Raw genomic sequence first — 24,411 nt, 5'->3', positions numbered from 1 at the left:
TCCGCGGAGTTGCCCGCGTGTTAACGCGGTTCGCCCCCGTTCGCGGGGGCGAGGGCCCGCCTGAGGAAGTCGAGCTGGAGGCGGAGCAGGTTCTCGGCGACCGCCTCCTGCGGGGTCATGTGCGTGACGCCGGACAGGGGCAGCACCTCGTGGGGCCGGCCGGCCGCCAGCAGTGCCGAGGACAGGCGCAGCGAGTGGGCGACCACCACGTTGTCGTCCGCCAGCCCGTGGATGATCATCATGGGGCGGTGCGGTTCGGCGGCGTCGACCAGGCCCGCGTCGTCGATCAGCGAGTTGCGGCGGTAGACCTCCGGCTGCTCGCCCGGGTGGCCGAGGTAGCGCTCCTGGTAGTGGGTGTCGTACAGGCGCAGGTCGGTGACCGGGGCGCCCACCACCGCCGCGTGGAAGACGTCCGGGCGGCGCAGCGCCGCGAGGGCCGCCAGGTAGCCGCCGAAGGACCAGCCCCGGATGGCGACCCGGCCCAGGTCGAGCGGGAAGTCCCCGGCGAGCGCGTGGAGCGCGTCGACCTGGTCCTGGAGCACGGTCGCGGCCAGGTCGTCCTTGACGGCCTTCTCCCAGGCCGGGGAGCGGCCGGGGGTGCCGCGGCCGTCGGCGACGACCACCGCGAAGCCCTGGTCGGCGAACCACTGAGAGGTCAGGTGCGGGTTGTGGGCGGCGAGCACCCGCTGTCCGTGCGGGCCGCCGTAGGGGTCCATGAGGACCGGCAGGGGGGTGTCACCGGCGTAGTCCCGAGGCATAAGCACGGCGCACGGAATGCGGCGTGCGCCCCCCTGGGTCAGGGTCACGCGGGGGGACATACCGGGATCTTCGGCGTACGAGGGGACAGTCGCCGTCGGTTTTCCGTCACGCAGGACCCGCACCCGCGAACCTGGCCGATCCGGTGTCGCGGAGACCAGCACGGTCACCCCGCCGGCGCGTACCGCCGAGTGGACGCCGGGCTCCTGCGAGAGGCGTTCCACGCCCAGCTCGTTCACCCGGTAGACGTGCACCTCGCCGATCTCCGGCTCGGCCGCCTCCTCGCCGGCGGACGCGGAGACCAGCACGTCGTCGTCGGATACGTCCAGTACCGCACGGACGTGCAACTGCGGCCCGGTGAGCGGTCGTTCACCGACCGCCAGCCGTCGTGCGCCCCCCTCGTCGGCGATCCGCACCAGCTGCCCGGAGGGGCTCCAGCACGGCACCCCGGGGAAAAGTTCCAGCCAAGTTGGATCTTCGTCGGCGTGCACCATCCGGGTCGCCCCGGAGTCCGGGTCCACGGCCAGGATCAGCGAGGCGCGCTGGTCGCGCGACTGGACCAGCAGCAGCGGGGCCCCCGCCGCTGACCAGTGCACTCGTGCCAGATAGGGGTAGCGCGCCCGGTCCCAGGAGACCTCCGTGCGCACCCCGTCCAGCCCGATCGCGAACAGCCGTACGTCCGCGTTCGCGGTGCCCGCCGCCGGGTAGGGGACGCGGCTCGGTTCACGCTCCGGGTGGGCGGGATCGGCGATCCACCACCGCTCGACCGGCGTGTCGTCCACGCGTGCCACCAGCAGCCGGTCGGACTCCGGAGCCCACCAGAAGCCCCGCGAACGTCCCATCTCCTCGGCCGCGATGAACTCGGCCGTGCCGTAGGCGACGCCCTCCGCCTCGGGGGTCGCGAGCGCGCGGTCGTCCGCCCCCTCGGCCGTCACGACCCGCAGCGCGCCCCGGGCGACGTAGGCGACGTGGCGTCCGTCGGGCGACGGCCGCGGGTCGATCGCCGGTCCCGGCACGGGCAGTTCGCGTGCCGTCCCGGCCCGCAGCTCGGCCGTGAAAAGCCGCCCCGACAAGGCGAAAGCCGCCAGTTCCACGGCCGCGTCGGTGGCGTAGCCGACGATGCCGGTGCCCCCCTCGCGGCTCCGTTCGCGCCGTGCCCGTTCTTCCGCGGAGAGATGCTCGGACGCCCCGCCCAGGAGGGCGCGCGGGTCGGCCGCCACGCGCTCCCCGCCCCCCTCCGTGTCGAGGACCCAGAGCGCGTTCGTCCGGTCCGTACCGGAACCGGAGCGCAGGAACACGACACGTGAACCGTCGGGCGCCACGGTGAACGAACGCGGCGCGCCGAGCGTGAAGCGCTGGGTGCGGGCGTGCCGTCGGGGGAAGGAATCAACCTCGGTCGTCATGCCCTGACCATATTGGCCATGCGCCCCCTTGTGCGGCCGTGCGCCGACCGATGCGCACGTACGGATAGTTATGATCGTTAGCGCATAGTGGGTAAGAACCTGCTGGCTCGTGCGTGGACTTGTCTGCCCCCATATTCCTACCCCCCGCGTCCTGGGATCTTTGGAGGTGAACCGCCGTGGCACTCTCGATTTCGGCGGTGGTGCTGCTGGCGATCATCGTCTTCCTGCTGATCAAGAAGTCGGGGCTGAAGGCCGGCCACGCGGTCGTCTGCATGCTCCTCGGCTTCTACCTCGCCTCGTCGACGGTGGCGCCCACGATCAGCGAGCTCACGACGAACATCGCGGGGATGATCGGCAGCATCAAGTTCTGAGCCCCCATGCCCTCCGGCCGGGACCCGGTGACCAGTACCGGGTCCCGGCCGGAGTCCACTTCCACCGTCCCGCTCTCCGGCTTCCCCGCACCGGGCGCCGTATGCCCGGGATCCCGGAACGAACGGGGCCGGAGCGGCGGGCGACGAGCGAGGGGCGGCAGGAGCAGCGGGATGAAGGACGCCGGAGCGCTCGCCGTCGGGGCGACCCTCGTCGTGTGGCTGCTGTGGAACGCGTGGAACCTCCTCCGCATCGTCCTCGGCCTGCGGGACGGGGCGTGGCGACGCCCGATGTGGTGGACGCGCGTCTGCTCCGTCTCGCTCTTCGTCGGCTGCGCGTCCTGGGTCCGCGGAGCGCTCAGCGGGGGCCTGGACGTCGGCGAGAGCTGCGCGTACCTCCACCACCAGCACTACGACCAGGACTACCGGAGCTCCCACGCCGAGGAGCTGGACCGGCTCTTCCCCCTGAGCAACAAGTGCAACGCGGACTACGACCTGGTCCCGGCATGGGTCAACCCCGCCGTCGTGGTCTGCGCCGCCGTCTTCCTGGTCGCCGCCGCCGTCCTGGTGCGGTTCGGCGTCGCGCGCCTCACCGGCTCGCGCCGGTCGACCCCTCGCCCGTTACCCGCCGGTAAGGAATGATGGCGGGCAACCATCCACGCGTTCAGGGGGCGGAGCAGCCGGTGACGACTTCCGGGGAACAGACCAGGGTGCACGCCTTCCGGGACGACGCCCTCGGCGACCACGACGCCGTGGGCCTCGCCCGGGCGATCCGCCGGGGCGAGGTGAGCGCCGCCGAGGCCGCCCGCGACGCGGCGGCCAGGGTCAGGGCCGTCGAGTCCCGGCTCAACGCCGTCCAGGTGCACATCGACGTCCCGGCGCACGGCTCCGGGGCCGCCGGCGCCTTCGCCGGGGTGCCGACCTTCGTCAAGGACAACACCGACTACCAGGGGCTGCCCACCGGGCACGGCAGCGTCGCGTTCGCGCCCAGGGCCGCACGGCGGCACGCCCCGTTCGCCCGCCAGTTCCTGAGCACCGGCGTCACGGTGCTCGGCAAGACCCGGCTGCCCGAGTTCGGGTTCAGCCCGACCACCGAGTACGAGGACGCCGAGCCCGTCCGCAACCCGTGGCACACGGGCCACTCGGCGGGCGGCTCGTCCGGCGGCAGCGCGGCGCTCGTCGCCGCCGGGGCGGTGCCGATCGCGCACGCCAACGACGGCGGCGGCTCGATCCGGATCCCCGCCGCCGCGTGCGGACTCGTCGGACTGAAGCCGACCCGCGGACGGGTCGTGGCGAACGCGCAGAGCCGCCAACTCCCGCTCGACATCGTCACCGACGGCGTCGTGAGCCGCTCGGTCCGGGACAGCGCCGCGTTCCTCGCCGCCGCGGAGCGGCACTGGCGGAACCCGAAGCTGCCGCCCGTCGGTCTGGTCGAGGGCCCCTCCGAGCGACGGCTGCGCATCGGGCTCGTGCTGGACTCGCCGAACGGCGTCCGCTCCGACGACGTCACCCGGGAGGCCGTCGCGGAGACGGCGCGGCGGCTGGAGGGACTCGGCCACACCGTGGAACCGGTGGAGCTGTCGATCGACCCGAGCTTCACCCAGGACTTCCTCACGTACTGGGGCCTGCTGTCGTTCCTGGTCGGGGTCACCGGCAGGAGGCTCGGCACGGACTTCGACCGGCGCCGCATGGACGGCCTCAGCCGCGGACTGCGCGAGGAGTACGTGCGGGACTGGCGGCGCACACCGGGCGTGATCCGGAGGCTGAAGCGCACGCGGGAGCCGTACGCGGCGGCGTTCCGCGGACTCGACCTGGTCCTCTCCCCGGTGCTCGCCCACACCACGCCGCCGATCGGCCACCTCAGCCCGGCCGTCCCGTACGCCACGCTGATCGGACGGATCCTCGCCTACGTCGCGTTCACCCCGGTCAACAACGTCGTCGGGACGCCGTCGATCTCGGTGCCGGCCGCGCGCACGACACCGGACGGACTCCCCGTCGGCGTCATGTTCTCCGGCCGCCCGGGCGCCGAACGGACCCTGCTGGAGCTCGCGTTCGAGCTGGAGGCCGACCGGCCCTTCCCGAGCCTCCGGGACGCCTGACGGGCGCCGGGGGTCAGCCCCCGACCGCGTACGGCACGAAGTCGGCCCACGCGGCGGGGGCGAAGGCCAGCCGGGGGCCTTCGGCGACCTTCGAGTCGCGGACGTGGACGGTGCCGGGTTCGGTGGCGACCTCGACGCAGGAGTCGGTCTCCGCGCCGCTGCTGTAGCTGCTCTTGAACCACGCCAGGTCGGAGGCGTTCCCGGACGAGGTGGTGCGGCTCATGTCTCCCCCAGCAGTTGCTCGATGAACGCGGCCGACTCGCGTGGCGTGAGGGCCTGCGCCCGGATGATTCCATACCGCAGCTCAAGGATACGGAGCTGCCTCGGGTCGGTGACCGGCCGACCGTTGGCGACTCCCGGTGAGCGGCCCACCGCCGTTCCGTCCTCGAACTTCAGCACTTCGATCCCTCCGTCCACGCCGGCGTGCTCCTCGCGGTCCATCGGCATCACCTGGATCTCGACGTTCGGCAACTGCCCGATCACCAGCAGGTGTTCGAGTTGCCGACGCACCACCTCCGTCCCTCCGAGGCGCCGACGAAGCGTCCACTCGTCCTGAACGAAGCTGAGCTCGGGTGCCGAATCGCGATCGAACACCGTCTTGCGGGCCGTGCGAGCGGCCACGCCCCGTTCGATCTCTTCTGTGGTGTACCGGGGCCGTCGCATCCGGAACAGGGCTTGTGCGTACTCCGGTGTCTGCAGGAGACCGTGGATGTTCACGGGATCGTAGAGCTGGAGCTCGACCGCCCGCGCCTCCATCTGCGCCAGGTCCCGCACCTTCTTCGGGTACCGGACCTTCTTCACGTCCTCCTTCATCGCGGCGACGAGGCCCTCGGCGCCCAGCACCTCGTCCGCCGTGTCCAGGTACTCGGGCCGGGGGATCCGCTTGCCGGACTCGATCTTGTAGACGAGGTCCTCCCCGTACCCGACCGCCGCCGCGAACTCGCCGACCCGCATCCCCGACGCCTCCCGGCGGAGCCTCAACTGCCGTCCCACCGTGGCGACCACGGCGAGCGCCCAGTCGTCGTCCGGGTCCACCTCCCACCCCGGCTCGTCCGTCTGGTCCGCCTCGGTCCTGACCCGCACCGCCTCACCGTTCACCGACATGCGCGCCCCTCCGTAGTGCCGTGCCGTACCGTCACGCCCCGCCCGCGGGAGCCGTGCCGACAGTCCGGACAGCGCCGGACGAACCTCGGACGGTAGCTCTACGTAGTGGGGCAATCACGATTCACGGTACGTCCGGACGGACACGCTGGGTGATGTGAATCAGGAAACTCAGGAGATCGCCGAGCCCGGGACCCGCCCCGAACCCAGCGGCGAGGTCCGCACCTTCACGATGCTGCTGTCGTCCACCCCGCGCGGTGCGCGCCTCGCCCGCCTGCTCGCGGTGGACACGCTCCGGAGCTGGGGACTCCCGGAGGAGCGGGCGGGCCACGTCGTCGCCGAGCTGGCCGCCAATGCCGCCACGCACGGCCGCGTCCCCGGGCGCGGCTTCCGGCTGACGCTCTACGTGGTCGGCAGCACGCTCCGCGTCGAGGTCACCGACACGCGCGGTGACCGGAGTCCCGTGCTGCGGGAGCCCGGCGCCGGCGCCGAGTCGGGCCGGGGGCTGCTCCTCGTGGACGCGCTCGCCGACCGCTGGGGGGTCGGCGAGGGACGCTTCCCGCGCAAGACCGTCTGGGCGGAGATCGACCTCTCGCCACCGGAACGCGACTCCTCGCGCTCCGGTGACCTCGGCGGCTGAAGGACGAAGAACTCCGGGGGAAAGCACCCGACCAAGCCCCACCCCTCCCGCCCGTGGCCACGCTCACTCGGGCGGGTGAACATCCCCGAACCGGCTGGATTTCGCAGCCCTCCAGGCCCGACGCTCAGCGCAACGAACGCACCACCACAACCGCAGACAGGAAACGGCCCCCGCCGGGACGGCAATCCCAGTGCGAGGGCCTGACCACCGAGGAAGAAGAGGCCTTCCCGATGGGTACCCAGAACCCTAGCGCGCCCCCGCGCGCCCAGGCCCGCGTTGCGGGCGACAAGCACCCGAACCGGGGCCACCGCACCGGCGGGCTCCAGCACGACAACACCCGCCACACCACCCGCTTCACGGTGATCGGCAACCACCTGGCCCAGCACGGGGAACTCTCGCTCCTCGCCATCGGGCTCGGCACGCACCTCCAGTCGCTGCCGAAGGGCGCCCCCGCCGACATCAAGACCCTCGCCGCACGGTTCCCCGAGGGGGCCACCCGGATCGCCGCCGCCCTGCGCGAACTGGAGGCCCACGGCTACCTGCGCCGCGAACGCGTCCGCACCCCCTCCGGCCGCATCGTCACCCGCACGATCTCCTGCAACCAGCCGGCGGTGGCCCGTCACCGCGCCTCCGCGGCCGGGGCGGAACCTCGGCGACCGGCGGCCTGCGGGGAGAACACGACGAGCAGGCCGCCGCGCGGGGAACGAGCCCCCCGCGGGCCGCTCCCCGCCGTGCCGAGCCCCGCGTACGCGGCCCCCGCGCTCCTGGAGGCCGCCACCGGCCTCCTCGCGGACCTCCGCCGCCACGATCCCCGGCTGCTCCTCTCCGCCTGCGACACGGCCCGCCTGGCCCCCGGCGTCGCCGCCTGGCTGGAGCGGGACGTCAGCCCCGCCGCCGTACGCGGCGCGCTGACCGCCGACCTGCCGCCCGAGGGCGTACGCCGCCCCGCCGCCCTCCTGGCCCACCGCCTCACCGCCCGGCTCCCGCCCCCGCCCCCGTTCCGGGCGTCGGCCGACCCGCAGCCGCCCCGGTACCCGCTGCGGAACTGCGACGGCTGCGACCGCGCCTTCCGCTCACCTGATCCGGGAACCCGCTGCCGTGACTGCCGCACCACCCCCGGGGAGGGCCCTGACGTGAGAGTGACGGTTCTTCCCCTCCTCACGGACGACGCGGAGCGAACGCCGTGATCACCGGACCCGACGGGACACACCGGGGCGCCTCCCGCCGGTACCGGGTCATGCGCGCCTTTCTCCGGTCCGCGGACGACACGCTGCCGGGCAAGTTCGAGATCACCAGGGAAGGGATCGTCCACGACCTGCTGGCACCCGACGGCCCGCACGAGCTGACCACGTCGCGGCTCCGGAAACGCCTGGAGGAGGTGACGCCGGAAGGGCTCGTGGCCCATGCGGGTGCGTCCGACGTGGAGGACGAATCCGAGGGCGTCACGCGCCGCCCCGACATCATGGTGATCACCGAAGAGGACATGGACGTCGAGGGACCCTTCGACGCCCGTACGCTCATCGCCCTCATAGGGTGGACTCCATGACGGAACTGCCCGAGCGGCGCCTGATGCTGGTGCACGCCCATCCGGACGACGAGTCGATCAACAACGGCGCGACCATGGCCCGGTACGCCGCCGAGGGCGCCCGCGTGACGCTGGTCACCTGCACCCTCGGCGAGCGCGGCGAGGTCATCCCGCCCGAGCTGCGGCACCTGAGCGGGGCCGCCCTCGGCCAGCACCGGCTCGGTGAGCTGAAGGAGGCGACGCGCGCGCTCGGGGTCGAGGACGTCCGGCTGCTCGGCGGGGCCGGGCGGTACAGCGACTCCGGGATGATGGGCCTGCCCGACAACGACGACCCCGGCTGCTTCTGGCAGGCCGACGTCGACCAGGCCGCCGGGCTGCTCGCCGAGGTGGTCCTCGAGGTCCGGCCCCAGGTGCTCGTCACGTACGACGAGAACGGCGGCTACGGCCATCCCGACCACATCCAGGCGCACCGCGTCGCCATGCGGGCCGTCGAGCTCGCCGCCGACGCGGGCTGGAGCGTCCCCAAGGTCTACTGGAACCGCGTGCCCCGCTCCGTCGCCGAGCAGTCCTTCGCGCGCCTCCACGACGACCTGCCCGGCCTGCCCTTCGACAAGGCGGCCACCGTGGACGACCTGCCGGGCGTCGTCGACGACGGGCGCGTCACCACCGCGGTCGACGGGGGCGCCCACGCCGCCGCCAAGGCCGCCGCGATGCGCGCCCACGCGACCCAGATCACGGTGGCCGAGCCGTACTTCGTGCTCTCCAACGAACTGGCGCAGCCCCTGTTCACGACCGAGTACTACGAGTTGGTGCGGGGCGGGCGCCCCGCGGAGCGCGAGAGCGACCTGTTCGCCGGAGTCGGTGCGGAGGAGGCGTCGTGAGCGGCGACCGGAGCCCCCTGATGGCCCAGCCGCTGCGCCCGCCCTCCGCCGCGCGGTTCGCCGCCCTCCTGGGGCTGTGCCTGCTCGGTGCCGTGGTCGGTGCGGCCGGGGCGCTGGTGCAGCCCGCGTGGTTCCCGGGCGGGCTCCTGCTGGCCCTCGCGGGCGAGGCCGGGCTGTGCCTGGGGGCGGCCCGCGCGCTGCGCAGCCGGGCCGGAGCCGCCGCCGCGGCCGTCGGATGGGTGCTCGCCGTCGTCCTGCTCACCACCAGCCGTCCGGAAGGCGACTTCCTGTTCGCCGCGGGCGCCGGTTCCTACCTCTTCCTGCTCGGCGGCATCGCCGTGGCTGTGATCTGCACCACGCTTGCTCCCGGGCGGCAACCTGACGGCGACCCCGTCCGACTTGCCAAGTGACATACCACTTCGCGGGGTCACGGGCGTGCGGGTCCGGTGTGGGTTTCCTCAGCGGTCCTGGAATACCGGCCGGATGCGGCCAGTAAGGTGGTGCGCGCCGCCGAGCCTCCCCCGCACTCTCGGCTTCGCCCGAGCCGGGGGACCCCCACCGTGAGGTCGTGACGGGCGGCGGAGCCAACCGGGAGAACCTGCCTTGAGTCGTGAAACTGACACTCCGTCCTCCGGGCCCGACGGGCGCGGCGGAGCCGCCTACCCGTCGGGCACCCCGCCCTACGGGATTCCGGCGATTCCGGACGAGGGCACGGGCGCGGGCCGTCCGGCCGCGCGACCGGAGGAACGCAAGACCGAGACCACGCTGACGACCCGGATCCGGATCAACATCCCCGGATCGCGGCCCATTCCGCCGGTCGTCGTGCGCAAGCCCGTCGCGGACACGGAGGGCAAGGGCACCGACGACGCCGAGGCACCGGCGTCGTCCGCGTCCTCGGCCGAGACGTCCGCCGAGCCCGCTCGGTCCGCCGGCACCGACCGGCAGCCGGCCGAGGAGAAGCAGGCCAGCGACTGGTTCGCGCCGCGCAAGTCGACGGCGGGCAAGGGCGGTCCGGGCGGCGGCTCCGCCAACGGGTCGGCCGCGCCGAGCGGTTCGGGCCCCGCCGCGGCAGGCGGCCCGGCGGCCGGTTCCGCCCCCGCGGGTGCCCCCGGCACCGGTGCGCGGCCGGGCGGCGGACGTCCCGGTGGCGTGGTCGGCTCCATGAACGCGCCGGGCGGCACCCGCCCCGGCGGCACCAACGGCGCCGGACTCCCCGGCGCGACCGGCGGGCCCGTGGCCCCCGGACACGGTGGCGGCACCGGCTCGTTCGACGTGACCGAGGCGCTGACCGGCGGGTCCGCGGGCAGCGGTGCGCGTCCGGGCGCGAGCGGCACCGACGGACCGCGCCCGGACGACCTGGCGTACTTCCCGGAGGACGGCCCCGCCGGCCACGACGGCCGGCCCGGCGCGAGCGGTCCGGGGCAGGCCGGGCAGCCGGAACGGCCCGGCCGGCTCGACCGCGGCGGCCAGCGGCGCCCGGGCGGCCCGCAGCAGGGCCCGGCGGGCCCCACGGCCGGTCCGGTGACCGGCGACGGCCCGATGGCCCCGCCGGCCGGCGGTGGCCCGGCCGGTCCCGGTGGCCCGGCGGGCCCCGGTGCCGCGGGCGGTCCCGGTGCCGGCGGTGGGCGGCCCCACCCGGGTGCGGCCTTCGGCGAGCAGGGCCGGCCCGGTGCCCCCGGTGGCGGCCTGAGCGACGACACCGCGATCCTCACCCCGCAGCAGCCGGCCCCCGAACCGGGCACCCCGGGCTACGGCGCGCGCCACGACAACGTCTCCGGGCACACCGTCACCAGCGGCATCCCGATCGTGCCGCCGGGCGTGTCCTTCGGTACCGGCCCCGGTGCCGGCGGCCCGGGGCGGCCCACGCCCCCGAAGCTGCCCGAGCCGGTCTCCCCGCCCCCGGCGAGTTCCTCGAAGCCGCCGAAGAAGAAGGGGCGCAGCAAGCTCGTCCTGCTCGGCGGCGTCGTGGTCGTCCTCGCCGGTGTCGCCTACGGCGCCGGTCTGCTGATGAACCACTCGGACGTGCCCAAGGGCACCACCGTGCTCGGCGTCGACATCGGCGGCGGCACCCGCGACGAGGCCGTGAAGAAGCTCGACCAGGCCCTCGACGACCGGCTGAACAAGCCGCTGAAGCTGTCGGTCGGCGGCAGGACCGTCGAACTGCAGCCGGACAACGCGGGGCTTCAGCTCGACGCCGACGCCACCGTCGGCGAGGCCGCCCGGAGCGACTACAACCCCGTCTCCGTGATCGGCTCTCTCTTCGGCAACCACCGCGTCGTCGAACCGGTCATGCCCGTGGACGAGGAGAAACTGCAGGCCGCCCTCGAGGACGCGGCGGGCGCCTCCGGTTCGGGCGGTGACGGCACGATCAAGTTCGTGTCCGGCAAGGCCGTCCCCGTCTACCCCAAGGGGGGCGGCGAGGGAATCGACGTCGCCGAGGCGGTCGACGTGGTGAAGGAGGCGTACCGCACCCAGGTGGAGAGCGGCGCCTCCACCCCGGTGAACGTCCCGACGGCCCCCCGGCAGCCCTCGGTCTCCAAGGCCGAGGTCGACCGGATGATGAAGGAGTTCGCCGAGCCGGCCATGTCCGGCCTGGTCACGGTCCAGACCGACGCCGCGCACAGCATCTCCTTCAGCCCCGAGAAGTCGCTGTGGAAGTTCCTCGGCGTCAAGGCGCAGAACGGCAAGCTGGTCGAGTACTACGACCGGGCCGCGCTGCAGGAGCTCTACGGCGACGTCTTCGACGGGGTGCTGATCACCCGCGGCACCGGGAAGAAGACCCCGGTCACCGTCGAGGACGTGATCGGCGCTCTGCGCCCGGCGCTCAAGAGCACCACCGACCGCGTCGCCGTGATCGAGACCGACCCCAGCTGACCGACCGACGCGAGGAGGGCGCCCGGTGACCCACCGGGCGCCCTCCTCGCGTGCGGCGTGCGCTCAGTGGGCGGCGACCACCCGCGCCTCCTCGCCGTCCCGCGCCTCCTGGGCGCGGCTCCTGATGCCGGCGACGGCGGCCACGGCACCGATCAGGCACAGGATCCCGGTGACGACGACGGCGGAGTGCAGACCGCCCACGAACGCCTGGCCGCTGCCCTCGACGACCGCCGCCCTGAGCTGCGCCGGCATGTCGGCGGAGACCGGCGCGATCCCCATCGCGACGGCGTCCCCGGCCTTCTCCAGGTCATGGGCCAGGGACGCCGGGACACCCGCCCCGGTGAGCTCGCCGAACAGCGAGGAGCCGACCTTGCCGGCGATCACGGTGACCAGCACGGAGGTGCCCAGCGCGCCGCCTATCTGCAGCATCGTGGACTGCAGACCGGACGCCACGCCGCCGTCCCTGACCGGCGCGTTGCCGATGATCGCGGCGGCCGTGGCGGGCAGCACGACGCCGACGCCGAGGCCGAGCGCGACGTACGGCGGCCACATGGTGGCGTACGACGAGTCGGTGGTCCAGGTGAGCATGCCGAACATGGCGGCGGCCGAGAGGACCAGGCCCAGCGGGATCGTGACGCGCGGGCCGAACCGGGCGGTCAGCCAGGAGCCGATCGGAGAGGCGAACAGCGAGGCGAGCGACATCGGCAGCGTGCTGACACCGGCCTCGACGGGCGTGTAGCCGCGTACGTTCTGCAGGTACAGCATGACGAAGAAGATGCCGCCGAGCATGACGAAGAAGTTCAGCCCGGTCATGACGGCACCGGTGGTCAGCGACCGGTCGCGGAACAGGCGCATCGGCAGCAGAGGGTGCGCCTGCCGGGTCTCGTACCGGCCGAAGAGGACCAGCAGCACCAGGCCGGCGGCGATGGAGCCGAGGGTGCCGGCGGAGGTCCAGCCCCAGGTCTCGCCCTTGACGATGCCGAAGACGAGCGCGAGCAGACCCGCGGCGAGCACGACGACGCCGACGACGTCGAAGCGCTGCTCGTCGCCGGAGTTCCTGGACTCGGCGAGGACCGCCGCGCTGAACAGCAGGGCGACGATGCCGATCGGCGCGTTCAGGTAGAAGACCCAGGTCCAGTCGACGTGCTCGACGAGCAGGCCGCCGATGATCGGGCCCAGCGAGGTCGAGACGGCCGAGACCATGCCCCAGATGCCCACCGCGAGCCCGAACTTCCCCGGGGGGAACACGGCGCGCAGGATGCCCAGGGTGTTGGGCATCAGGATGCCGCCGCACAGGCCCTGCAGGGCGCGGAAGGCGATGACGCCCTCGATGCTGCCGGCCAGGCCGATGGCGACCGAGGTGACGGCGAAACCGCCGACGCCGACGAGGTAGTAGCGGCGCCGGCCGAACCGGTCGCCGAGCTTGCCGCCGAGGATCATCGAGGCGGCGAGCGCGAGCAGGTAGGAGTTGGTGACCCACTGCAGTTCCGCGGTGCCGGCCCGGAGGTCCTTGCCGATCGCCGGGTTGGCGATGGCGACGACGGAACCGTCGAGCTGCACCATGAGCAGGCCGAACGACACGGCGATCAGGGCGAGCCAGGGGTTGCCCCGGCGCGCGGCGGAGTGATCCACGGAAGTGGACGACGACATGGGGAAGCCGTTTCTTTCTCGAGGGGGATGAACGGGACGGCACCGGAGTGCCGGGGAGAGGGGCCGCGGCGGGCACGGGGGACCGCGGGCAGGGGAGTGCCCGTGGGGTCACCGCACCGGGAACACGCGTGAGCGGTGGGCCGCCCGACGACGGGGTCGGTCAGCGGGTCGCGGCGTGGAGGTGCCCGGTCAGCGCTTTCAGCGCGCCGAGGGCCGAGCCGAGGGCGTCCATCTCGCCGTCGGTGACGGATCGCAGCGCCTGGCCGAGGAGGCGCTCCTCGAGGGCGCGCACCTCGGCGATCCGCCGGCGCGAGGTCGCGGTGAGGTGGAGGTGGGCGATGCGCTTGTCGGCGGCGTCCTGGCGGCGTTCCAGCTCGCCCCGCTCCGTGAGCTGGGAGACGAGCGCGCTGACGTTGTTGGGCTTCATCAGCAGCGCCGTGGCCGCCTCGCCCACCGTGGCGCCTTCGTGCCGCGCGACGAACCGCAGCAGCGCCAGCTGTCCCTCGGGCGGCTTCGGGTGGGGGTACTCGCTCCCGACCCGCCGCTCCAGTGCCCGGTGCAGCGCGGGCAGGCACGCCGCGAGCTCGGAGGCCACGTGCGCGATGCGCTGCTCGGAGGCACTGCCGTCGGACATGTACAGCAGCATAGGTATCTCGTCATACCTGTGTCAAAGGGGAAGGCCCGAGGCGGAGGAGCCGGGGAAGGGCCCCTAGTTGAGCAGGGCCCGCGTCGCCCGGGCCTGGTCGCGGACGCGTTCCGCCGTCGGCCCGTCCACCGCGGCCACCACCTCGGCGTACGCCTCCAGCTCGTCCGCGCCGTCGAGGAAGTCCCCGCGCCGGATCAGCACCTGGGCCCGCTCGTACCGCAGCCGGGCCGGATGCGAGGGGAGCAGCAGGGACAGGTCCACCGCCCACAGGGCCACGTCGGAGCGCTCCGGACGGGCGTCCGCCCACGCCCGGATGTTGTTCAGGACGCGCAGCACGACGTCCAGGGGGGCGGCGGGCGTCAGCATCGACGCCTCCAGCGGCGCCCCCGTGGCTCCGGCGACCAGCAGTTCCGCGTCGGCGCCGGTCAGCACCCGGCCCCCGTCGAAGGGGTCGGCGAGCACCTGCTGCTCCGCCTCCCCGAAGCCGATGACGAAGTGACCGGGCAGCGCCACCCCGTACACCGGCGCCCCCGCCCGCCGGGCCACCTCCAGCCACACCACCGACAGCAGGATCGGCAGCCCGCGCCGCCGCCGCAGCACCTCGTGCAGCAGCGAGGACTCCAGCCGCCGGTAGTCGGCCGGGGTGCCGTGGAAGCCGTACCGCTCGCCCAGCAGCTCGCGCAGCGCGAGCGCCCAGGCCCGGGGGGAGCCGGGCCGGTAGGGGAGTTCCCCGGTCAGCCGGTCCAGCTCGACCTGCGCGCTGTCCAGGCCCGCCTCGTCCAGGGCGCCGTCCGCCTCCGCGCCGATCAGCAGGCACAGCGTGGACAGGTCCGGCCGCTCGCAGCGGGCCTCCTCGGCGAACCGCCGCCGCAGCTCGGCGGAGCGCTCGGGCGGCGGGGGATGAGGGGAACGCATAACCGGTTCGTGCCCGCTCACGGCGATCCGTCACCGGCAGGAGCCGACGATTCCGGCGCGCGGTCGTCGTGGCCGCCGCGGTCGTCCCGGTCGCGGTAGTGGTGGTAGGCGTGGTGCGCGGCGAAGCCCATCCGGTCGTACAGCGCGCGGGCCCCCGCGTTGTCGTCCTCGACCTGGAGCCAGGCCGCCGACGCGCCCTCGTCCAGCGCCCGCCGGGCCAGCGCGGCCATCACGGCGGTCGCGAGGCCCCGTCGCCGCCGCGCCGGATCCACCTCGACCGCCGCGAACCCGGCCCACCGCCCGTCCACGACGCACCGCCCGATGGCGGCGGGGGCGTCCGAGGCGTCCGCACCGGGCACCGTCGCGAACCACACCGAGGGGCCGCTCCCCAGCACCTCCAGGGCGACCTCGCTCATCCCCCTGCGCCGGTACCGCGCCAGCCACGCCTCGTCGGCCTCCCGCGACAGCACGACCCCGGACGGCTCCGCGCCCAGGTCGGCGACCGGCGCCAGCCCGCCGACCCACAGTTCGGCGGTCACCTCCCGCACCCAGCCCCGCCGCTCCAGCTCCGCGCACAGCAGCTCCTGCGTGCCCTCGGCGCCGGTCGCGGTCTGGACGTAGGCGGGCAGCCCCCGCGCGGCGTACCAGCGGCGCACGGCCGTCAGCGCCTCGTCGAGCGACACGCCCGGGTCGCCGAGCGGCAGCACCGAGTTGGCCCGCCGGGTGAAGCCCACCCGTCGCCCGGCCACCTCCCCGGCCGCGGCCCGCAGCTCCCACCCGCCCAGCCGCTCGCTCTCCAGGGGCTGCCAGGCCCGCGCGGCGACCCGCGCCAGCTCCTCGTACGAGGCCGCCGGACCGCGCCGACGCGCCGGGGCGGACGGCACGACCTTGCCCGCGACCAGCGCGGACTCCGGGATCAGCACGCCCTCCCCGTTCCTGCGTGTGATACGCAGCACACCGTTGTCCCATGATGTGAGAACACCGACCGTGTCGGTGAACCTCTCACCCGAGGGACCGTCTTCGATCAGGCTCCGTACCGAGACCCGTTTTCCCACGTCAGCAGTGGTGACACGGACCTCGAGGCGCCCGGCGGCAGAGATTTCCACAGGTCAGTTCACCCCTCCTGTTCGGATCATGCCCAAGAACGGAGATACTAGGGGCGGGCATCGACGACGCCGCGCTCCCGCGCGCCAGGCGGCGGAGCCTGAGGAGGCCCGCCAGCGCCCTATCGAGGAGGAACGACAGCGTGACCTACGTCATCGCGCAGCCTTGTGTCGACGTCAAGGACAAGGCGTGCATCGAGGAGTGCCCGGTCGACTGCATCTACGAGGGCCAGCGGTCCTTGTACATCCACCCGGACGAATGCGTCGACTGCGGGGCCTGTGAGCCGGTCTGCCCGGTCGAGGCCATCTTCTACGAGGACGACACTCCGGAGGAGTGGAAGGACTACTACAAGGCGAACGTCGAGTTCTTCGACGAGCTCGGCTCACCCGGCGGCGCCAGCAAGCTGGGGCTGATCGAGCGCGACCACCCCTTCATCGCCGCGCTTCCGCCGCAGGCCTAGTCACCCCGCGAGCGGCCCGCACACTCCGTGCCGCCTCGGTCCCGTACGGCCCGATCAGCCCGATCGCCGCACGGGACCGAGGCGTTTGCCGCGCCAGGCCGCACCAGAAAGTGAGCCCGTACCCGTGTCCGCAGTCTCCGACCGGCTGCCCACCTTCCCCTGGGACAAGCTGGAGCCCTACAAGAAGACGGCCGCCGCGCACCCCGACGGCATCGTCGACCTCTCGGTCGGCACCCCCGTCGACCCGGTCCCCGAGCCGATCCAGAAGGCCCTGATCGCCGCGGCGGACTCCCCGGGCTACCCCACGGTCTGGGGCACCCCGGAGCTGCGGGACGCGATCACCCGCTGGGCGGAGCGCCGCCTGGGCGCCCGCGGGATCACCCACCACCACGTCCTGCCGGTCGTCGGCTCCAAGGAGCTGGTCGCCTGGCTCCCCACCCAGCTGGGCCTCGGCCCCGGCGACAAGGTCGCCTTTCCGCGGCTGGCCTACCCGACGTACGAGGTCGGCGCCCGCCTGGCCCGCGCGGAGCACGTGGCCTACGACGATCCGACCGAACTGGACCCGGCGGGCCTGAAGCTGCTCTGGCTGAACTCCCCGTCCAACCCCACGGGCCGGGTGCTGTCCCGGGAGGAGCTGACCCGGACCGTCGCCTGGGCCCGCGAGCACGGCGTCCTCGTCCTCTCCGACGAGTGCTACATCGAGCTGGGCTGGGAGGCCGACCCGGTCTCGGTGCTGCACCCGGACGTCAACGGCGGCTCGTACGACGGCATCGTCTCCGTGCACTCCCTGTCCAAGCGCTCCAACCTGGCCGGCTACCGCGCCGCCTTCCTGGCCGGCGACCCGGCGGTGCTCGGTCCGCTGCTCCAGATCCGCAAGCACGGCGGCATGATGACCTCCGCGCCGACGCAGGCGGCCGTGGTGGCGGCCCTGGGCGACGACGAGCACGTCCGCGTCCAGCGCGAGCGTTACGCGGCCCGGCGCACGGCCCTGCGCGAGGCGCTGCTCGGCCACGGCTTCCGCATCGAGCACAGCGAGGCCAGCCTCTACCTGTGGGCGACCCGCGACGAGTCCTGCTGGGACACGGTCGCCCACCTCGCCGAACGCGGCATCCTGGTCGCACCGGGCGACTTCTACGGCCCGGCCGGCCAGCGCTTCGTGCGCGTCGCCCTGACCGCCACGGACGAGCGGGTGCGGGCGGCGGTGGAGCGCCTGTCCGTGTGACGCGGCCCGGGTGGCACAGCCCGGATGGCGCGCCCCGGGGGACGCGCCCCGGGGGGACGCGCCCGGCACACGACGGCCGACGGGGCCCGGGGAACGATCCCCGGGCCCCGTCGGCGTGTCGAGCCGGACCGGTCAGCCGAGCGGCAGGCCCTGGACCGGCAGGGTCCTCGCCGACGGCACGCCGCCCCCGGTGAGGGACTTGGTCGGCAGCTTCTTCACCACCGGCGCGGTCTTCTCGACGGTCGTGTCGACGGCCGGCACCACCTGGTCGGCGTCCCGCACGGTCTCGGTGGCGCTCTGCGCCGTGCTGCTCACGGTGTTGCCGGTCACCCCGTCCAGGGCGGTCAGCCCGCCGAGGTCCAAGGCGGTCGGCAGCTCGGGGGCCGCGCTGGCGGAACCGGCCGCACCGACCCCGGCGGCCGCTCCCGCAGCGACGAGCAGCGCGGCACGGGCGATCCGGCGGGTCAGGGGGAGGGACATGGTGCTCCTTCGACGGGAGGGAACGGTGACGTGTTCGGCGGGGCCCGGAGCCGGTCGACCGGCCGGCGGTCTCCGGGCCCGGACGCAGTGACTACCGTCCGACGGCCGGGAAGGTTGCGGCGGGACGACGTAAAGAGTTGGTAATGCGCCGTACGGTCGGCCGGGGGCGGGCTGCGGACAAAAGGCGGCAGACGGGACCGGTCCGGACGGCCCGCAGCAGGCGCACGGCACGGCCGTAGCCCTTTGGTGCCAAGGGGCTTCGCCGGTGCGAGGGAACCGGGGGAGAACCCTTCGCACGGCGCCGTCGGCCCGCCCCGCGCATGACGCCTGCGGGTGAGGTCCCGTACTACTGCGCGGTCGTGATCCGGACCGCGCCCACGCCGTCCCCCGCGCCCGCGGAGCCCTTGCCGTCGGCCGTGTCGGCCGTGCCGACCGGCCGCCACCGGCTCTCGGTGTTCCCGGCGGTCCATTCGCGCCCGCCGTACGACACCCGCTTTATGCGCAGTTCGGAGGCGTTGGCCACGGCCCAGTGCGCCAGCTGCCAGCCGCGGGCCTCGGCGTCCCGCGAGGCGCCGTCGGGCCCGGCGGTGACCGGCAGCGTCACGGTGTCCCCGCCGGCGGACCCGCCGTCCGGGGCGGGCGGGGGCGTGGCCGCCCCGCCCACCTCCGCGCCGGCCGGCTCCAGCACGTCCCGCCCGAAGTCCCGGACCAGCGCGGCGCGCACCGCGTCCGCGCCCGCCGCCGCCCGCGTCGCGTCCGGGCGGCCGTCGCAGGTCAGCGTGGCCGCCGAGCGCCCGGTGAGGGCGGCGGCCAGCAGCGCGGCGTCCGGCTCGTGCTTGGCGTACGCCTGCGGGAAACCGCTGCGCTGCACCTTCTGCGCGGCGACGGTGAGCGGCAGCCGGGTGTAGCCCGGCACCTTCTCCAGGTGCTCGTAGAACTTCTCCGCCGCGTACGCCGGGTCCATGATCTCCTTCGGCGTGCCCCAGCCCTGCGAGGGCCGCTGCTGGAACAGGCCCAGCGAGTCGCGGTCGCCGTAGTCGATGTTGCGCAGCGCGGACTCCTGCAGCGCGGTCGCCAGCGCGATCGTCACGGCTCGTTCGGGCAGGTCGCGCGCGGTGCCCACGGCGGTGATCGTCGCCGCGTTCGCCGCCTGCTCGGGCGTGAACTCGTACGTCGCCCCGTCGTCCTTGCCGGACACCACCCGGCAGCCCGGTGCGCCCGTTCCCCCGGTGACGTACTGCACCACGAGGTACCCGGCGACCGCGAGCAGCACCACGAAGGCGGCCCCGAAGCGGAAGAGGCGGCCGCGACGCTTGGAAGGAAGGGACGGCTCTGGCACGCGTACAAGGTACTGGAGAGTACGGGGGTCCGTGAGCCGGGTGTGGACAGTGGGCCCGGCCCCCCCGGGGGTTAAGGTCGACGGCATGGCCGACACCCCGCTTGACCTCACGCTGGACGCCGCGCGCCTGACCGCGCAGCTCGTCGACTTCCCCTCCGAGAGCGGCACCGAGAAGCCGCTCGCGGACGCGATCGAGAGCGCGCTGCGCGCACTGCCGCACCTCACGGTCGACCGGTACGGCAACAACGTCGTGGCCCGTACGCACCTGGGGCGGCCGGAGCGGGTGATCCTCGCCGGCCACATCGACACGGTCCCGATCGCGGACAACGTCCCCTCCCGGCTCGACGCGGACGGCACGCTGTGGGGCTGCGGCACCTGCGACATGAAGTCCGGCGTGGCCGTCCAGCTGCGCATCGCCGCCACCGTCCCCGCCCCCAACCGCGACCTGACCTTCGTCTTCTACGACAACGAGGAGGTCGCCGCGGACCTCAACGGCCTGAAGCACGTGGCCGAGGTCCGCCCCGAGTGGCTGGAGGGCGACTTCGCGGTGCTGCTGGAGCCCTCCGACGGCCAGGTGGAGGGCGGCTGCCAGGGCACGCTGCGGGTGCTGCTGAAGACCACGGGCGAGCGGGCCCACTCGGCGCGCTCCTGGATGGGCTCCAACGCCGTCCACGCGGCCGCCCCGATCCTCGCCCGCCTGGCCGCCTACGAGCCCCGCCGCCCGGTCATCGACGGGCTGGAGTACCGCGAGGGCCTGAACGCGGTCGGCATCTCCGGGGGAGTGGCCGGCAACGTCATCCCCGACGAGTGCGTCGTCACCGTCAACTTCCGCTACGCGCCCGACCGCAGCGAGGAGGAGGCGCTGGCGCACGTCCGCGAGGTCTTCGCCGACTGCGGGGTGGCGGAGTTCGTCGTCGACGACCACAGCGGCGCGGCGCTGCCCGGCCTGTCCCACCCGGCCGCGGCGGCCTTCATCGAGGCGGTGGGCGGCACGCCCCAGCCCAAGTTCGGCTGGACGGACGTCTCCCGCTTCTCGGCGCTGGGCGTCCCGGCGGTCAACTACGGACCCGGCAACCCCCACTTGGCGCACAAGCGGGACGAACGCGTGGACACCGCGAAGATCCTCGCGGGGGAGGAGCGTCTGCGCTCCTGGCTGACGGCGTGAGGCCGTCGGGGTTCCGGGGCGTTTAGGGCGCTGCCCCGCGGACATGCTCACGTCCCTCGGACGTAACCCGCGTAGATCTACGCTGAGGTGGAACGACTGGTACGACGGAGGGAGCGCACATGGCTACCGGCAACCCCGAGGGGAAGCAGCAGCCGCCGGAGGAGAAGCGCCTGGGTCCGGTCCTCCGCAGGCGGGACCAGGTGCAGGCGAGCACCACCGACCAGCGGCTGCTGGACGAGCGTGCCCCCAGCGACTGGGTCCACACCGATCCCTGGCGGGTGCTGCGCATCCAGTCGGAGTTCATCGAGGGCTTCGGCACGCTCGCCGAACTCCCGGCCGCCATCAGCGTCTTCGGCTCGGCCCGCACACCCGTGGACTCACCGGAGTACGAGGCCGGCGTCCGCCTGGGCCGGGGCCTGGTCGAGGCGGGCTTCGCGGTCATCACCGGTGGCGGGCCCGGGGCCATGGAGGCGGCCAACAAGGGCGCGTGCGAGGCGAGGGGCACGTCGGTCGGCCTGGGCATCGAACTGCCCTTCGAGCAGGGGCTCAACCCCTACGTCGACATCGGCCTGAACTTCCGCTACTTCTTCGTCAGGAAGATGATGTTCGTGAAGTACGCGCAGGGGTTCGTGGTCCTGCCCGGCGGCCTCGGCACCCTCGACGAGCTCTTCGAGGCGCTGACCCTCGTCCAGACCCAGAAGGTCACCCGCTTCCCCATCGTCCTGTTCGGCACGGACTACTGGGGCGGGCTGGTCGACTGGCTCCGCCACACGGTCATCGCCCAGGGCAAGGCGGCGGAGAAGGACCTGCTGCTGTTCCACGTCACGGACGACGTGGACGAGGCGGTCGCCCTGGTGTCGAAGGAGGCGGGCCGCTAGCGCGGGACCCCTCCCCGCCGGACCGGGCGGTGGGCGGGCGGAGGCCGGGGGGCCGGGGACGGAGCCCCCGGGGACGGGCCGGGGAAGGGGCGGCGGGGCGGGGAACGCTACGCCAGCCCCCTCCGCGCGACCGCCGGCGGACGGTGCCCCGCGATGGACGCCACCATGTCCAGCACCTGCCGCGTCTCCGCCACCTCGTGCACCCGGTACACCTGCGCCCCCAGCCACGCCGACACGGCCGTCGTCGCCAAGGTGCCCAGCACCCGCTCCTTCACCGGCTTGTCCAGCGTCTCCCCGACGAAGTCCTTGTTGGACAGCGACACCAGCACCGGCCACCCGGTGGCGACCATCTCGCCCAGCCGCCGCGTCGCCTCCAGGCTGTGCCGCGTGTTCTTCCCGAAGTCGTGCCCGGGGTCGATCAGCACCGACTCCCTCGGCACCCCCAGGGCCACCGCACGCTCCGCCAGCCCCACGGTCACGTCGAGGATGTCGGCCATGACGTCCTCGTACGCCACCCGGTGCGGCCGGGTCCGCGGCTCGGCGCCGCCCGCGTGGGTGCACACCAGCCCGGCGCCGTACCGCGCGGCGACCTCCGCGAGCCGCGGATCGACCCCGCCCCAGGCGTCGTTCAGCAGGTCCGCGCCCGCCTCGCACACGGCCTCGCCGACCTCGTGCCGCCAGGTGTCCACGCTGATCACGACGTCCGGGAACCGCCGCCGCACCTCGGCGACGAAGCCGACGGTCCGCCGCGCCTCCTCCTCGGCCGTGACCTCCTCGCCCGGCCCGGCCTTCACCCCGCCGACGTCGATGATCGCGGCACCCTCCGCCACGGCCTGCTCCACGCGCGCGAGGGCGGGTTCGTCGCGGAACGTCGCGCCCTGGTCGTAGAAGGAGTCCGGGGTCCGGTTCACGATCGCCATGATCACCGGCTCGTGCGGCTCGAATTCCCGCCTGCCCAGCCTGAGCATCCCCTGTGACCTCTCCTCGTGCGTCCCGTCTGCGGCGGCCCGTGACCGCCTGCGACCCTGACTGCCAGACTCGCATGGCACGATCGGAGCCACACATCCGACTCCGACTCATCCGACCGTGGGGGCCCCGGCGATGGTTATGTTCCTGTTCCTGGTCGTCGCGCTCGCCGTGGTGGTCGCCGCGGTGACCCTCGCCGTGGTGGGCGGCGGCGAGAGCGGCCCGCTGCCCGAGGCGGCACCCGAACGGCTCCTGGACTCCCTGCCGCCGGACCGCCCGGTCAACCGCGCGGACGTGGAGGGCCTGCGCTTCCCGCTCGCCGCGCGCGGCTACCGGATGGCGGACGTGGACGACGCCCTCGGCCGCCTCGGCGCCGAGCTCGCCGAGCGCGACGCCCGCATCGCCGACCTGGAGTCCGCGCTGGCCGGCGCCCGCGCCGCCGCGGCCCACGTCTCCATGAGCAAGCCCGCCCCGCGCGAGGAGGACGAGCAGCTGTGAGCGACGGCGCCGCGCTCGCCGGCCCGGACGGCGTCCCGCGCTGCCCCTGGGCCCTGTCCACGCCGGACTACGTCGCGTACCACGACGAGGAGTGGGGCCGCCCGGTCCACGGCGACGACGCCCTCTTCGAACGCCTCAGCCTGGAGGCGTTCCAGTCCGGCCTGTCCTGGATCACCATCCTGCGCCGCCGCCCCGGCTTCCGCACCGCCTTCGCCGGCTTCGAGATCGCCGCGGTCGCGGAGTTCACCGGCACGGACCGGGAGCGCCTGCTGGCCGACACCGGCATCATCCGCAATCGCGCCAAGATCGACGCGACCCTCGCCAACGCGCGCGTGCTGGCCGGGTGGGCGCCCGGCGACCTCGACGCCCTGATCTGGTCCCACGCCCCCGACCCGGCCGCCCGCCCGGCGCCGAAGACCCTGGCCGACGTGCCCGCGGTGACCCCGGAGTCGACGGCCCTGTCCAAGGCCCTGAAGAAGCGGGGCCTGCGCTTCGTCGGCCCGATCACGGCGTACGCCCTGATGCAGGCCTGCGGACTGGTCGACGACCACCTGGAGAACTGCGCGGCGAGACGGGGCTGAGCCGCACGGCCCGCCCCGGCCGCCGACGGGCGCTCAGCGGCCCAGGTACTTCGGCTTCTCCTTGTTCACGAACGCCCGCACCGCGATCGCGTGGTCCTCCGAGGAGCCCGCCCGGGTCTGCAGCTCGTCCTCCTTCTCCAGCGCCTCCTCCAGCGAGTGGCTCAGCCCGTACGCCACGGACTCCTTCAGCGCCGCGTACGCCACCGTCGGCCCCTCGGCCAGGGCCCGCGCCACCTTCTCCGCCTCCGCACGCAGCTCCGCCGCCGGGACCAGCCGGTTCGCGATCCCCAGCTCGTACGCCTCCTGGGCCGGGATGCTGCGCGGGAAGAGCAGCAGGTCGGTGGCGCGCCCGGGGCCGATCACCCGCGGCAGCGTCCAGGAGACCCCGGAGTCGGCGGTCAGCGCGACCCCGGCGAACGAGGTGTTGAAGGCCGCCGTGTCCGCGACGATCCGGTAGTCCGCCGCCAGCGCGAAGCCGAAGCCCGCGCCCGCCGCGACCCCGTTCACCGCCGCGACCACCGGCTTCGGGGCCCCGGCGATCGCCTTCACGATCGGGTTGTAGTGCTCGCGCACCGTGCTCATGGTCTGCTCCGAACCGTTCTCCCGGTCGGCGGCCAGCAGCCCGATGTGCTCCTTGAGGTCCTGTCCGACGCAGAACGCCCGGTCACCGGCCGCGGTCAGCAGCACGGCCCGCACGGCGTCGTCGTCCGCGGCGGAACGGACCGCGTCGCGGAGGGCGACCTTCGCCGCGACGTTCAGCGCGTTCATCGCCTCCGGGCGGTTCAGCGTGATCGTCGCGAGTCCGTCGCTCACCTCGTAGAGCACGGTGTCGGCCATGGCGTTTCCCCTCCGTGTGGCGG

At 73.9% G+C, this 24,411-nt stretch carries 26 protein-coding genes; 15 read left to right on the top strand and 11 right to left on the bottom strand.

Features of this window, described 5'->3' with window-relative positions:
* Positions 1-20: 20 nt before the first annotated feature.
* Entirely contained in the window at positions 21-2,159 is a 2,139-nt protein-coding gene (locus tag FHS37_RS05900; protein ID WP_184817964.1) for a S9 family peptidase, read from the bottom strand.
* A gap of 176 nt (positions 2,160-2,335) precedes the next feature.
* Between FHS37_RS05900 and FHS37_RS05895 the strand changes: the two genes are divergently transcribed.
* The 3 genes from FHS37_RS05895 (at position 2,336) to FHS37_RS05885 (ending at position 4,626) form a co-directional block, all read left to right on the top strand.
* A complete protein-coding gene (locus FHS37_RS05895; RefSeq protein ID WP_019755516.1) occupies positions 2,336-2,530 on the top strand; it encodes a hypothetical protein in 195 nt (64 codons plus the stop codon).
* 171 nt (positions 2,531-2,701) lie between these two features.
* A complete protein-coding gene (locus tag FHS37_RS05890) occupies positions 2,702-3,169 on the top strand; it encodes a hypothetical protein (RefSeq protein WP_184817963.1) in 468 nt (155 codons plus the stop codon).
* A gap of 41 nt (positions 3,170-3,210) precedes the next feature.
* Positions 3,211-4,626 (top strand): amidase, encoded by a 1,416-nt coding sequence (locus FHS37_RS05885; protein ID WP_184817962.1) that lies wholly within the window; start codon positions 3,211-3,213, stop codon positions 4,624-4,626.
* 13 nt (positions 4,627-4,639) lie between these two features.
* Here FHS37_RS05885 and FHS37_RS05880 read toward each other — a convergent pair whose 3' ends face one another.
* Positions 4,640-4,849 carry a DUF397 domain-containing protein gene (locus FHS37_RS05880; RefSeq protein ID WP_184817961.1) on the bottom strand — a complete coding sequence of 70 codons (210 nt, stop codon included), beginning with the start codon at positions 4,847-4,849 and terminating at the stop codon, positions 4,640-4,642.
* Complete coding sequence (locus FHS37_RS05875; RefSeq protein WP_184817960.1) at positions 4,846-5,730, bottom strand: helix-turn-helix domain-containing protein; 885 nt, start codon at positions 5,728-5,730, stop codon at positions 4,846-4,848. Before FHS37_RS05875 ends, FHS37_RS05880 begins: the two co-directional genes overlap by 4 nt.
* Before the next feature lie 154 nt (positions 5,731-5,884).
* Here FHS37_RS05875 and FHS37_RS05870 point away from each other — a divergent pair, with 154 nt between their 5' ends.
* The 6 genes from FHS37_RS05870 (at position 5,885) to FHS37_RS05845 (ending at position 11,647) form a co-directional block, all read left to right on the top strand.
* Positions 5,885-6,367, top strand: a complete 483-nt coding sequence (locus tag FHS37_RS05870) for an ATP-binding protein (protein WP_229890000.1) — start codon at positions 5,885-5,887, stop codon at positions 6,365-6,367.
* Positions 6,368-6,597: 230 nt separating this feature from the next.
* Complete coding sequence (locus tag FHS37_RS05865) at positions 6,598-7,554, top strand: helix-turn-helix domain-containing protein (protein ID WP_229890001.1); 957 nt, start codon at positions 6,598-6,600, stop codon at positions 7,552-7,554.
* 50 nt (positions 7,555-7,604) lie between these two features.
* Positions 7,605-7,913: a hypothetical protein gene (locus FHS37_RS05860; protein WP_184817959.1), complete on the top strand. Its 309-nt coding sequence runs from the start codon at positions 7,605-7,607 to the stop codon at positions 7,911-7,913.
* A complete protein-coding gene (gene mshB / locus FHS37_RS05855) occupies positions 7,910-8,773 on the top strand; it encodes an N-acetyl-1-D-myo-inositol-2-amino-2-deoxy-alpha-D-glucopyranoside deacetylase (protein WP_184817958.1) in 864 nt (287 codons plus the stop codon). The genes FHS37_RS05860 and mshB overlap by 4 nt, the downstream gene beginning before the upstream one ends.
* A gap of 20 nt (positions 8,774-8,793) precedes the next feature.
* Positions 8,794-9,183: a DUF6113 family protein gene (locus tag FHS37_RS05850; RefSeq protein WP_184818767.1), complete on the top strand. Its 390-nt coding sequence runs from the start codon at positions 8,794-8,796 to the stop codon at positions 9,181-9,183.
* A 193-nt stretch (positions 9,184-9,376) separates the two neighbouring features.
* Positions 9,377-11,647, top strand: a complete 2,271-nt coding sequence (locus FHS37_RS05845; RefSeq protein WP_184817957.1) for a hypothetical protein — start codon at positions 9,377-9,379, stop codon at positions 11,645-11,647.
* Positions 11,648-11,710: 63 nt separating this feature from the next.
* Here the strand turns inward: FHS37_RS05845 and FHS37_RS05840 are convergent, their stop codons facing one another.
* The 4 genes from FHS37_RS05840 to FHS37_RS05825 all read right to left on the bottom strand — a co-directional run bounded on the left by FHS37_RS05840 (position 11,711) and on the right by FHS37_RS05825 (position 15,964).
* Entirely contained in the window at positions 11,711-13,297 is a 1,587-nt protein-coding gene (locus FHS37_RS05840) for an MFS transporter (RefSeq protein ID WP_184817956.1), read from the bottom strand.
* Positions 13,298-13,457: 160 nt separating this feature from the next.
* Positions 13,458-13,931, bottom strand: a complete 474-nt coding sequence (locus FHS37_RS05835) for a MarR family winged helix-turn-helix transcriptional regulator (protein WP_184817955.1) — start codon at positions 13,929-13,931, stop codon at positions 13,458-13,460.
* Between the two features lie 75 nt (positions 13,932-14,006).
* Complete coding sequence (locus FHS37_RS05830) at positions 14,007-14,858, bottom strand: transglutaminase family protein (protein ID WP_184817954.1); 852 nt, start codon at positions 14,856-14,858, stop codon at positions 14,007-14,009.
* A 17-nt stretch (positions 14,859-14,875) separates the two neighbouring features.
* Positions 14,876-15,964 (bottom strand): GNAT family N-acetyltransferase, encoded by a 1,089-nt coding sequence (locus tag FHS37_RS05825; RefSeq protein WP_184817953.1) that lies wholly within the window; start codon positions 15,962-15,964, stop codon positions 14,876-14,878.
* A gap of 140 nt (positions 15,965-16,104) precedes the next feature.
* Here FHS37_RS05825 and fdxA point away from each other — a divergent pair, with 140 nt between their 5' ends.
* Together fdxA and FHS37_RS05815 are read left to right on the top strand one after the other, a co-directional pair.
* On the top strand, positions 16,105-16,422 hold the full coding sequence (fdxA, locus tag FHS37_RS05820) for a ferredoxin (protein ID WP_004926152.1): 318 nt from the start codon (positions 16,105-16,107) through the stop codon (positions 16,420-16,422).
* Positions 16,423-16,546: 124 nt separating this feature from the next.
* Positions 16,547-17,644 (top strand): bifunctional succinyldiaminopimelate transaminase/glutamate-prephenate aminotransferase, encoded by a 1,098-nt coding sequence (locus FHS37_RS05815; protein ID WP_184817952.1) that lies wholly within the window; start codon positions 16,547-16,549, stop codon positions 17,642-17,644.
* A gap of 132 nt (positions 17,645-17,776) precedes the next feature.
* Here the strand turns inward: FHS37_RS05815 and FHS37_RS05810 are convergent, their stop codons facing one another.
* Positions 17,777-18,124, bottom strand: coding sequence for an ATP-binding protein (locus FHS37_RS05810; protein ID WP_184817951.1), 348 nt, complete (start codon positions 18,122-18,124; stop codon positions 17,777-17,779).
* A gap of 346 nt (positions 18,125-18,470) precedes the next feature.
* A complete protein-coding gene (locus FHS37_RS05805) occupies positions 18,471-19,463 on the bottom strand; it encodes a VldE C-terminal domain-containing protein (protein ID WP_184817950.1) in 993 nt (330 codons plus the stop codon).
* 85 nt (positions 19,464-19,548) lie between these two features.
* Here FHS37_RS05805 and dapE point away from each other — a divergent pair, with 85 nt between their 5' ends.
* Together dapE and FHS37_RS05795 are read left to right on the top strand one after the other, a co-directional pair.
* Positions 19,549-20,628 (top strand): succinyl-diaminopimelate desuccinylase, encoded by a 1,080-nt coding sequence (gene dapE / locus FHS37_RS05800; protein WP_184817949.1) that lies wholly within the window; start codon positions 19,549-19,551, stop codon positions 20,626-20,628.
* A gap of 119 nt (positions 20,629-20,747) precedes the next feature.
* A complete protein-coding gene (locus FHS37_RS05795; RefSeq protein ID WP_184817948.1) occupies positions 20,748-21,506 on the top strand; it encodes an LOG family protein in 759 nt (252 codons plus the stop codon).
* 107 nt (positions 21,507-21,613) lie between these two features.
* On the opposite strand, the gene folP is transcribed toward FHS37_RS05795, so the two are convergent.
* Positions 21,614-22,474 carry a dihydropteroate synthase gene (folP, locus tag FHS37_RS05790; protein WP_184817947.1) on the bottom strand — a complete coding sequence of 287 codons (861 nt, stop codon included), beginning with the start codon at positions 22,472-22,474 and terminating at the stop codon, positions 21,614-21,616.
* Positions 22,475-22,607: 133 nt separating this feature from the next.
* Between folP and FHS37_RS05785 the strand changes: the two genes are divergently transcribed.
* Both FHS37_RS05785 and FHS37_RS05780 read left to right on the top strand, forming a co-directional pair.
* Positions 22,608-22,970: a DivIVA domain-containing protein gene (locus FHS37_RS05785; RefSeq protein ID WP_184817946.1), complete on the top strand. Its 363-nt coding sequence runs from the start codon at positions 22,608-22,610 to the stop codon at positions 22,968-22,970.
* Positions 22,967-23,551 carry a DNA-3-methyladenine glycosylase I gene (locus tag FHS37_RS05780; protein WP_184817945.1) on the top strand — a complete coding sequence of 195 codons (585 nt, stop codon included), beginning with the start codon at positions 22,967-22,969 and terminating at the stop codon, positions 23,549-23,551. The genes FHS37_RS05785 and FHS37_RS05780 overlap by 4 nt, the downstream gene beginning before the upstream one ends.
* Before the next feature lie 33 nt (positions 23,552-23,584).
* On the opposite strand, the gene chcB is transcribed toward FHS37_RS05780, so the two are convergent.
* Complete coding sequence (gene chcB / locus FHS37_RS05775) at positions 23,585-24,388, bottom strand: 2-cyclohexenylcarbonyl CoA isomerase (RefSeq protein WP_184817944.1); 804 nt, start codon at positions 24,386-24,388, stop codon at positions 23,585-23,587.
* Between the last annotated feature and the right edge of the window lie 23 nt (positions 24,389-24,411).

Origin of the sequence: Streptomyces griseomycini (assembly GCF_014203535.1) — a bacterium.
GTDB classification, from domain to species: domain Bacteria; phylum Actinomycetota; class Actinomycetes; order Streptomycetales; family Streptomycetaceae; genus Streptomyces; species Streptomyces griseomycini.
Note: the sequence above shows the minus strand (reverse complement) of the source record. Positions and strands in the feature narration are given on the sequence as shown.